Annotated in this window: 9 protein-coding genes; 6 read left to right on the top strand and 3 right to left on the bottom strand. The window is 64.0% G+C overall.

Annotated features, from left to right (window positions below; all coding sequences use genetic code 11):
* Window positions 1–129: 129 nt before the first annotated feature.
* Window positions 130–1,119 (bottom strand): alpha/beta hydrolase, encoded by a 990-nt coding sequence (locus tag ACODSK_RS31690; RefSeq protein ID WP_489021969.1) that lies wholly within the window; start codon window positions 1,117–1,119, stop codon window positions 130–132.
* 424 nt (window positions 1,120–1,543) lie between these two features.
* Between ACODSK_RS31690 and cprA the strand changes: the two genes are divergently transcribed.
* The 5 genes from cprA to ACODSK_RS31665 all read left to right on the top strand — a co-directional run bounded on the left by cprA (window position 1,544) and on the right by ACODSK_RS31665 (window position 5,527).
* Window positions 1,544–2,680: a cationic peptide resistance protein CprA gene (gene cprA / locus ACODSK_RS31685; protein ID WP_489021967.1), complete on the top strand. Its 1,137-nt coding sequence runs from the start codon at window positions 1,544–1,546 to the stop codon at window positions 2,678–2,680.
* A gap of 93 nt (window positions 2,681–2,773) precedes the next feature.
* Entirely contained in the window at window positions 2,774–3,088 is a 315-nt protein-coding gene (locus tag ACODSK_RS31680) for a DUF7693 family protein (RefSeq protein WP_489021965.1), read from the top strand.
* A 186-nt stretch (window positions 3,089–3,274) separates the two neighbouring features.
* Window positions 3,275–3,964, top strand: a complete 690-nt coding sequence (pmrG, locus tag ACODSK_RS31675; RefSeq protein WP_489021964.1) for a lipopolysaccharide core heptose(II)-phosphate phosphatase PmrG — start codon at window positions 3,275–3,277, stop codon at window positions 3,962–3,964.
* Window positions 3,965–3,966: 2 nt separating this feature from the next.
* Window positions 3,967–4,893, top strand: coding sequence for a phosphatase PAP2 family protein (locus tag ACODSK_RS31670; protein ID WP_489021962.1), 927 nt, complete (start codon window positions 3,967–3,969; stop codon window positions 4,891–4,893).
* Window positions 4,808–5,527, top strand: coding sequence for a TorF family putative porin (locus tag ACODSK_RS31665; RefSeq protein WP_489021960.1), 720 nt, complete (start codon window positions 4,808–4,810; stop codon window positions 5,525–5,527). The genes ACODSK_RS31670 and ACODSK_RS31665 overlap by 86 nt, the downstream gene beginning before the upstream one ends.
* Here ACODSK_RS31665 and ACODSK_RS31660 read toward each other — a convergent pair whose 3' ends face one another.
* Both ACODSK_RS31660 and ACODSK_RS31655 read right to left on the bottom strand, forming a co-directional pair.
* Window positions 5,528–6,913, bottom strand: a complete 1,386-nt coding sequence (locus tag ACODSK_RS31660; RefSeq protein WP_489021958.1) for a diguanylate cyclase — start codon at window positions 6,911–6,913, stop codon at window positions 5,528–5,530.
* Window positions 6,914–7,052: 139 nt separating this feature from the next.
* Entirely contained in the window at window positions 7,053–8,153 is a 1,101-nt protein-coding gene (locus ACODSK_RS31655; protein WP_489021956.1) for an MBL fold metallo-hydrolase, read from the bottom strand.
* Window positions 8,154–8,376: 223 nt separating this feature from the next.
* Here ACODSK_RS31655 and ACODSK_RS31650 point away from each other — a divergent pair, with 223 nt between their 5' ends.
* Entirely contained in the window at window positions 8,377–8,796 is a 420-nt protein-coding gene (locus tag ACODSK_RS31650) for a DUF2946 family protein (protein ID WP_489021955.1), read from the top strand.
* Window positions 8,797–8,898: the final 102 nt, after the last annotated feature.

The raw sequence follows: 8,898 nt of genomic DNA, 5'->3' as shown, positions 1-8,898 counted from the left end.
AAGACTTGGGACTCAGGTTTTACGACGGCTTCGCCGCCGATCGCGGCTAACAGCCCCACAAGGTCGGCAGTGCACCTGACAGAGATGTGTAGATACCTATGCAGCGATGAGGCCATCAGCAACAACAAATCAATACCGACCCGGGAACAACACGGAGCGCGCCTGCACCGAAGGCAACACACACTCCACCCGATGCCCGCATCCCGGCACCACCACCAATCGCCTTTGCAGCTTGAGCACCTCCCGCTCGTAAGCCACATACCCCAAGCCCCGCTGCAACCTGAATGGCCCTTGCAGCATGGCGGCACAGGACTTGTCGAGGATCGGATAGAACGCGTCCCTCCCCGCGTTGCTGTCCTGCGCCCCTTCCAGGTAGTCCACCTGCGCCGCCGCATAACGTGCCCGGGCCTGCGCCGCATTCCCCGGCAGCCACGCCGGCAGCGCATCGGTGCCGTACTTCCAGCGGTTGTACCCCGGGCATTCGTCATCCGGCATCGCCGTGACGAAGCCATCCCCCTGCGCCAGCGGCCGCACCGGATCGAAATACAGCCAGCTCCCCGGATCGGCGATCACATAACGCACTTCGATCCCCGCCGGCGGTTCGGCGGCGAAACCGATGCTGTGCTGCAACATCTGCGCCCCGGCGGAAAATCCGGCCAGGGTCACGCTGCGCACATTGGGATAGCGCCCGACCAACTCCACGACCAGCGCATCCAGCGCAGCGAAGGCGCTGATCGGATGCGCCCCCAGTGACGGCTCGCCCGCCAGCCAGCTGGCACAGGTCCACAATGCGTCGCCCGCCTCCGCCGTCGGCACGCCGGGGGAGCTGCAATGCCGCGCATCCTCGACCTGATACAGCGGCGCCACCACCAGGGTGTCCTGCAAGCGCCCCGCTGCCCGGGCCGCCTGCACGCCGGCGGCGAAACTGCGATCGGCATCGCGGGGGTGGCCATGCATCACCAGCAGCACCGAAGTCACGCCAGCATCACGCGCCTGACGCGAGCTGTAGTAGTGCAGGGTTCCCGCTTGGTTCGGCAGTTCGAACGCTCGCAGATCGGTAGCGCAAGCACCACCGGCGACGGTCAGCAGCATCAGCAACAGGCAAGCAGCACATTTCATCTGGAGTCTCTTGTTGTCATTTGAACGACGCTATATTCGGGTTCATATTCGCAAGCAGGCTAATTAGTTGGCTTGATTGAACCGACTGAACAATAGCCGTGCCAGAACAACAACATGAGATTTATTTAATAATTCCTCCCCAGGCAACTTTCTAAATGCCTGATTAAGTTTATTTCACCAAAACCACCCTTCTGTTTAATTGCCAGGCCCGGGTTCGCCGGAGATCATGACGCCCCCTTGCCGTTAGCGTGCAAGGCAGGTTTCACAAGGCATGCAGCCCATCCTCCGCGCTCGAAGAAGAGCACGGCGGCCTGCCCTGTGCCGCCCGAAAGTTCGCTGTCATCGACAACCCAGGTTAATCCAGAAGTTCCGGCACGAGGCCTTGAAACATGGGTAACCCACTCTTTGCAGGACACCTGTGACTATGCAAGCCGCTCCTACCGCTATTGAACAACGCATTCTGCTGACCGGCGCCACCGGTTTTCTCGGCGGTGCGGTGACCGCGCAATTGCTTGCCGAAGGCCATGGCGACAACCTGGCATTCCTGGTGCGTGCCGAGAGCCGCGAACAAGGCCTTCAGCGCTTGCGCGACAACCTGCGCCAGCACGGCGTCGGCGAGTGCGCCAGCCAGGCCCTGCACGCCGAGCAGATCATCTGCGGCGACTTTCTCGACACCACCTGGCTGCCCAGGGAAACCCCGCGCCTGATGCAGATCGAGCGAGTGATCAACTGCGCCGCCGTGGCCTCGTTCTCGAAGAACCCGACCATCTGGCCGGTCAATGTCGAAGGCACCTTCGCCTTCGCCGAAGTAATGAGCCGCTCCAAGCGCCTCAAGCGCTTCCTCCACGTCGGCACCGCCATGTGCTGCGGACCGCAACTGGAATCGCCGATCAGCGAGTCGTGGAGCTTCCCCGACGGCGAGGAGCAACTGGTGGACTACACCGCCTCCAAGGCGGAAATCGAACGGCGCATGAGCCAGGACCTGCCGGGCCTGCCGCTGGTAGTGGCGCGACCGTCGATCGTGGTCGGCCATCGCACCCTGGGTTGCCAGGCCTCGGGCAGCATCTTCTGGGTGTTCCGCATGGGCTTCGCCCTGGAGAGCTTCACCTGCGGGCTCGACGAGCAGATCGATGTGATCCCGGTGGACTACTGCGCCGAAGCCCTGATCGGCCTGGCCCTGAAACCCGGTTTGCGCCACAACCTCTACCACATCTCCGCCGGGCATCACGCCGCCTGCACCTTTGCCGAGATCGATGCCGCGTTCGCCTCGGCCAATGGCGCAGCGCCCGTGGGCGCGCGCTATCGCAAGATCGGCGTGGACGACCTGAAGGAGCTGGCCGGCAGCTTCGAAGCCCGGATCGGCCCGGCCAACCCGCGCCTGGTCCTGCGCGCCCTGCGCCTGTACAGCGGCTTCGCCGACCTAAACTACCTGTTCGACAACAGCCGCCTGCTCGAAGAAGGCATCGCCCTGCCGCCGCGCTTCACCGATTACCTCGACGTCTGTGTCCGATCCTCCAGCGGGGTCAGTATCGCCACGCAAATGCAATGGGATTTCAAATAGTTAGCCTTTCGGCTGATTCCCACGGCCAGCGGATGAATTCCACTGGCCGCTGCGGTACCCTCAGCGGCGAATTCCGCCAGGTATCCCCCGATCTTGAACACCCAAGCACTGACACCCCGTGAGGCCTACCAGATTCTTCGCGACATCGCCCAGGGCATCCGCCCGATGCGGCGGATCGGCGAGCAGGGCTGGAGCGATGTCCGCAATGGACTGCTGACCGTGGAAGTGGATGGCTGGGTCTTCACCCTCTACAACGACGGCGATGCCCTCGGGCATTGCGACCGCTGCTACAGCCCGGAAGGCGCCGCCTACATCTTCGATGCCGGCCACCCCTATGGCACCAACCCGGTGGAGTTCATGAGCCAGTGGGAGCGCCAGCAGGTCGAGGGGATGTTGCAGGTGCTCTGACCTGTTCTGACTTCAAGACCTCATCGTCGGCAACGCCGACTCCCACAGGAATTCGGCCAGCCGCAGGATCCAGGCCAGAACAGAAAATTCTGGTTACAACTCTTTTTTGACATCTCCTTCACTCGCCCCGAACAGCCCCACGCCTAGATTGCCGGCATTCCCGTTGTGCTTGTCGGAGCGACACTCATGCTGCAAGGCGTATTCGAAACTACCGCGATCCCTTCCCGTCCCAAGCGACGTCGTTCACTCGCGAAAAAACTCCTGATCCCGGGCCTTTGCGCCCTTCTGCTTCTGGCCGCGCTCGCCACGTGGCTTTCCACGAGGACCTATGTCATGAGCCTGGGTAACGAGCAGCAGATGCTCGACAGCGGGGTTTATGCCGACTGGGCCAAGGGCAAGGTGATCGTGCTGATCCGCCATGCCGAACGCTGCGATCGCTCCGACAACCCCTGCCTCGGTGATCCGTCCGGCATCACCATCGAAGGCAGCCAGGCTGCCATCGACGTCGGCAATGGCCTGCAGCGCCTGGGCCTGGACAACAGCGAGGTGCTGACCAGCCCGAAATACCGGACCCGGCAGACCGCGCACTTCATCTTCGGCAAGGACGTCGCCAGCCGCGACTGGATCGGCGAGTGCGACCACGACTTCGGCCGCACGGCCATGCACAACAAGCATCCCGGGGTGAACCTGATACTGGTCACCCATAGCGGTTGCATCGACCAGGTCGAGCGGCAGCTCAAGGTCCCCGGTGGCGAACGCTCAAGTGACTACGCCAGCGCCCTGTTCGTGTCGATGAACAGCGAAGGCAAGGCGCGGATCCTCGGCCAGGTGAATGCCAGCGAATGGCGCAACATCGTCGCCAGCGCGGGGAATTGAGGATGTCGGGGACTTCACGAAAGGATTTCTACCTGGTCAACCTGGGCGTGCCGTTACTGCTGGCCGCGGCCGTCTTCCTGCTCTTCGACCTGACCCGCCTGGACCGCATGATCAGCGACTTGCTGTATGACCCGGCCACCCGCCAGTTCGTCCTGCAGCACAGCCAACTGTTCGAAAAGCTCACCCACAAGTGGCCACGGATCCTGCCGGACTGGACCGGCGAACTGGCGATCATCGGCTCTCTGCTGTCGTTTCTCTGGCCGCTGGCGGCCAAGCGCCCATGGGCGGTCAGCCTGCTGGACAACGCTCGCATCGCCCCGCTGCTGCGCTTCACCGCGCGGTACCGGCGCGACCTGTTGTTCGTGGTGGCAGCCTTTGCCCTGAGCACCACGCTCATCCATTACCTGAAGAGTCACACCGGCGTGTACTGCCCGGTGGAAACCACCCTGTATGGCGGCACGCAGCCGCACCTGGAGTGGTTCGGCAACTTCAGCCTGTTCGACAAGGCCGGTCCCGGTCGCTGCTGGCCGGGTGGTCACGCCTCCAGCGGCTTCACCCTGCTGGCGCTGTACTTCGTCGCCCTGCGCCACCGCTGGCCCCACGCACGCAAGCTGCTGGTGGCGATCCTGGTCATCGGTACGCTCTACGGCACCACCCGCGTGCTGCAGGGCTGGCACTACATGTCGCACACCTTCTGGGCAGGGATCGTGGTCTGGCTGGCGAGCTGGGGGATGGCGCTGCTGTTCTATGGGCGGACGGCATTGCAAGGCCAACATGGTTTAAACCGTCAGCCGACCGGGGTAAGCTCTGGCGCTCTAGTGCAAGCTTTCCAGGGCAGCGACCATGACCAGACCGCTCCTCCTGCTGCTGGCCGTCACGGCCCTCAGCCAGACCGCGCAGGCCCAGCAGATCCAGCGCCAACTGGGTGATTTCGACTTTCGCCTGGGCACGTCCAGCAGCCGCAGCATGGCCCAGGGGCTGATCTCTCCCAGCCCCATGGGCGCCTTTCATGGCGGCCTGGATATCAGCCACGCCAACGGCTGGTACTTCGGCCAGTACGCGCCGAGCATGGGCCTTACGGAAAACTCCACCCTGCGCCTGGACAGCTACCTGGGCACCCAGCAGCGCTTCAACGACAGCCTTGGCTACGAGGTCGGGTTGATCCACTACAGCCAGCCGAACGTTGCCGGCAACGACAGCTACGCCCTGTATGGCGGCCTGTCGATCCTCGGCAGCCGCTTCGGCGGTGCCCTGCGCAACAACCCCGACAACCGCACCGGCACCCTGTTCGCCGACCTCGGTCAACTGCCGCTGCTGGACGCCGGAATCACCCTCAAGCTCGCCCACCATCAATTGGGCACGCCTTTCACCATCGGCGACGGCAGCCAGGTAGAGCGCTTCAGCGACTGGTCGTTACAGCTGTCGCGGCCCTGGCTGGGCCTGGACCTCGACCTGATCTACAGCAGCTCGGACCTGAGCGGCGATGGCTGCGCGGCCTATGCGGGGATCAACGCCTATTGCGACAGCATGATCACCTTCAAGGCCCAGCGCAGTTTCTTCTGATCAGCCGGCCACGGTCTCGTAGGACACCACCCGATCCCGCCCGCCCTGCTTGGCCTGGTACATCGCCTGGTCGGCCTGGCGCAGCAGGTGCTGGTAGTCCGGATGGCCGCTGTAGGTGGCCACGCCGATGCTGACGCTGACCCGGTGCTTGCGGCCCTCGGTGAGGTTGAATCTTTCCTCGCCGATCTTGCGCCGCAGCTTTTCCGCGACCTTCAGTGCATTGGTGTTGTTGATGTCGACCAGGATCATCAGGAACTCCTCGCCGCCCATGCGGAACACGTAGTCCCCGGCGCGGCTGTGGCTGCTGAGGATTTCCGCGGTCTGCTGGAGGATCAGGTCGCCGGCATCATGGCCGAAGTTGTCGTTGATCGACTTGAAATGGTCGATGTCCACCGCCAGCACCGAGAAGCTCTGCCCGGTTTTCTGGGCGATGTTGATCTCGTTGCCGATCACCACCGGCAGGAACTTGCGGTTGAGCATGCGGGTCAGCACGTCACGCCCGCTTTCCAGCTCGTTGGCGCTGGTGAACAGGCTGTCGAGGTTGAACATCAGGCTTTTGCTCTGGTCGCGGATTTCCCGCAGCAGGCTCATGCGTGCGGCTTCGTCGCCCTTGGCGGCGAGGAATTGCGGCAGCAGCTCATCGTCCATATGGCGGATGACCGCGAGGATCTGCTCGCTTTCCTTGGTGTTCTGGAAGGCATAGGCGCCCTTGTGGCGGAACCACAGGCCGAATTCCGAGGCGGCCAGGCGCGGCAGGTTGACCCCGCTGGAGCCCATGGCCAGGTCGAACATCAGGCCGTTTTCCCAATCGAGCAAGGCACCACGTTGGCGCTCGCGCTCGGTGGTGATGTTCTGCAGCACCGAGAACAACCGGTAGCCTTCTTCGTTGCGCGAGTTGCGGTCGTGGGAGCGGCTGTAGGCGTGGCTCATGATTTCCATGGCCAGGTCCATGGTTTCGCTGGACAGGCGCAGGATCTGCGCATGGGCCTCGGCGTCCCAGCCCTGCTCGACGATCAACTGGAACAGTTGCTTCTTCAGGCAGCGCGCGCCGCTGAGCACTAGGTGCAACGGCACATCGATCCGCGCATGCACCTCGCCCACCTGCTTCTGCAGGGCCACCAGGGGCAGGAAATCGTCCCCGGCGCTGGCCGAATAGACCTTGACCAGCCAGGCCTGCATCGAACTGCCGAGGCGGCTTTTGACTTCTTCGTGGGAGAGGATCAGCGAGGCGTTGGGGTCCGCCAGCATCTGTTCGTAGAAGCGCGCGGCAAGGCTGGCCTTGTGGGTCTCGACCAGGTGCTTCAAGGCTTGGGTCAGCGCCGGGGGAAACTGCGCGACCATGGTGTGCCATTCCCTGGCTTGTATTTCTGGAGAAACGCTTGGCATGTCTGGCCTATTTTCAGTTCAGCAGAAAGCGTGACGCCCCTGCACGTGGGCAGGGGCGTCCAGTACCGGGCGAGGCAGGCTGCACTCGCCCGGGGCGCATTCTATTGCACGTTGCAGCGGAAAGTCTTTCCGCCGGGGATCAGCGCCCCTGGTGCAGGCAGCAACGACGCGGCCCGGCCTCGGCCTCGACGCGCTGCTCCTCACTCACTGCTTCGCGCCACCAGCGCTTGCCCGGATGTGGCGCATGCAGGTCGAAACGCTCGCCCATGCCCGGGGTGGTGACCCGCACGCCCTGCTCGGCGGCATGCGCCAGCACGGTTTCGAACGGCTCGTACCAGGCGTGCATGGCCAGGTCGAAGGTGCCGTTGTGGATCGGCAGCAGCCAGCGCCCGCCGAGGTCCAGGTGGGCCTGCACGGTTTGCTGCGGATGCATGTGCACATAGGGCCAGTGTTCGTTCCAGGCACCGGTTTCCATCAGGGTCAGGTCGAACGGCCCGAAGCGTCGGCCGATCTCGGCGAAGCCGTCGAAATAGCCGGTGTCGCCACTGAAGAAGATCTTCATGTCCGGCGCCTCGATCACCCAGGAACACCACAGGGTGCGGTTGCCGTCGCGCAGGCCGCGCCCGGAAAAATGCTGGGCCGGGGTGGCGGTCAGGCGCAGGCCGCCAGCGTCGATGCCTTGCCACCAGTCGAACTGACGGACTTTGTCCGCCGGCACGCCCCAGGCCAGCAAGCGGTCGCCCACGCCCAGCGGGGTGACGAACAGCTCGACCTTGGGCGCCAGGACCTTGATGGTGGCACGGTCGAGGTGGTCGTAGTGGTCGTGGGAGAGGATCACCCCACGGATCGGCGGCAGCTCGGCCAGACTGATCGGCGGTTCGTGAAAACGCTTGGGCCCGGCGAAGCTGAAGGGCGAAGCACGCTTGGAAAACACCGGGTCGGTCAGCCACCAGCCGCCTTGGAGCTTGAACAGCACGGTGGAGTGGCCGAGGCGGAACAGGCTGCCATCGGCGGCCGCGTCCAGCGCTGCGCGGCTCAGCGCCTGCACCGGCAAGGCCACTCGCGGCACGGTGAAGCGCGGTTTGTTGAACAGCAGGTTCCACAGCACCTTGGCATCCGGCTCCGGCGAGTTGGCCGGGCGCGGGGTCAGGTTGTGGAAACGCCCCTGCCGGGCCTGGGGCGAATGGTCATGGTCGGCGATGGGCGCACGCAGCAGTGGCGGGAGTTTCAAGATCGGCATCCTCGGGGGGCGAGGTTTCCAATCTACCGGGGTTATGGGTGGATTCAAGTGAAGGAAGGTTAACCCCCGCCTTTCGGGCAATAAGCCTGCAGGAATGGGCAAGCGCAAGATCTGCAAGTCGCATCACGGCTACGAGGTGCCCGTCTTGGTCCTTGCCGTGGCCGGGCCTTGAAAATCAACGAAGAATCCGGCTGAATGCCCACCTCTCCGACCGAGCACTTCCATGCTTTCACGCTGGCGCACCCACATCCTCCTGCTCGCATGCTTCGCAGTGCTGTTCAATCTGCTGGCCATGCCGCTCGACCGTGCCCTGCGCCCTGCCAGCCCCGACACCGAGTCGTTGATTCTCGGCAGCTTCTGTACCCTGCACGGCGTGCAAAGCCTGCCCAAGTCTCTTTTGGCCGAACTCAAGGCCCAGTTCCCCGACCTTGGCGAGCAGTCCGCCGGCAAGGTGCAAAGCGGCGATTGCTGCTGCGGCCATGCCGGCCACGCCGCGCTGCCGGGGGAGTATTTCAAGCACCTGTTCCCGCGCTACTGGCCCGAGACCCTGCTGCTCGGCCACAGCCATCTGTTGCCCCTGCCCAGGGAGCAATGGCCGCGACTCAATCCCCGTGCCTCCCCCGCTTTCCTTGCCGTGATCTGACATCGCCGCGCCCGAACGGCGCGCGCCTATCGAATCCTGACAGGAAGCCTTTGCATGTTTCGCCTGACCTCCCTGGCGCTGCTGATCAGCAGCGCCGCCACC

The organism is Pseudomonas sp. FG98 (assembly GCF_057808595.1).
Note: the sequence above shows the minus strand (reverse complement) of the source record. Positions and strands in the feature narration are given on the sequence as shown.

What these genes read in the sequence shown, in the direction of transcription:
- ACODSK_RS31690 (WP_489021969.1), bottom strand. Translation starts at nt 1,119, where the DNA reads ATGAAATGTGCTGCTTGCCTGTTGCTGATGCTGCTGACCGTCGCCGGT.
- ACODSK_RS31670 (WP_489021962.1), top strand. Translation starts at nt 3,967, where the DNA reads ATGTCGGGGACTTCACGAAAGGATTTCTACCTGGTCAACCTGGGCGTG.
- cprA (WP_489021967.1), top strand. Translation starts at nt 1,544, where the DNA reads ATGCAAGCCGCTCCTACCGCTATTGAACAACGCATTCTGCTGACCGGC.
- ACODSK_RS31650 (WP_489021955.1), top strand. Translation starts at nt 8,377, where the DNA reads ATGCTTTCACGCTGGCGCACCCACATCCTCCTGCTCGCATGCTTCGCA.
- pmrG (WP_489021964.1), top strand. Translation starts at nt 3,275, where the DNA reads ATGCTGCAAGGCGTATTCGAAACTACCGCGATCCCTTCCCGTCCCAAG.
- ACODSK_RS31660 (WP_489021958.1), bottom strand. Translation starts at nt 6,913, where the DNA reads ATGCCAAGCGTTTCTCCAGAAATACAAGCCAGGGAATGGCACACCATG.
- ACODSK_RS31665 (WP_489021960.1), top strand. Translation starts at nt 4,808, where the DNA reads ATGACCAGACCGCTCCTCCTGCTGCTGGCCGTCACGGCCCTCAGCCAG.
- ACODSK_RS31655 (WP_489021956.1), bottom strand. Translation starts at nt 8,153, where the DNA reads ATGCCGATCTTGAAACTCCCGCCACTGCTGCGTGCGCCCATCGCCGAC.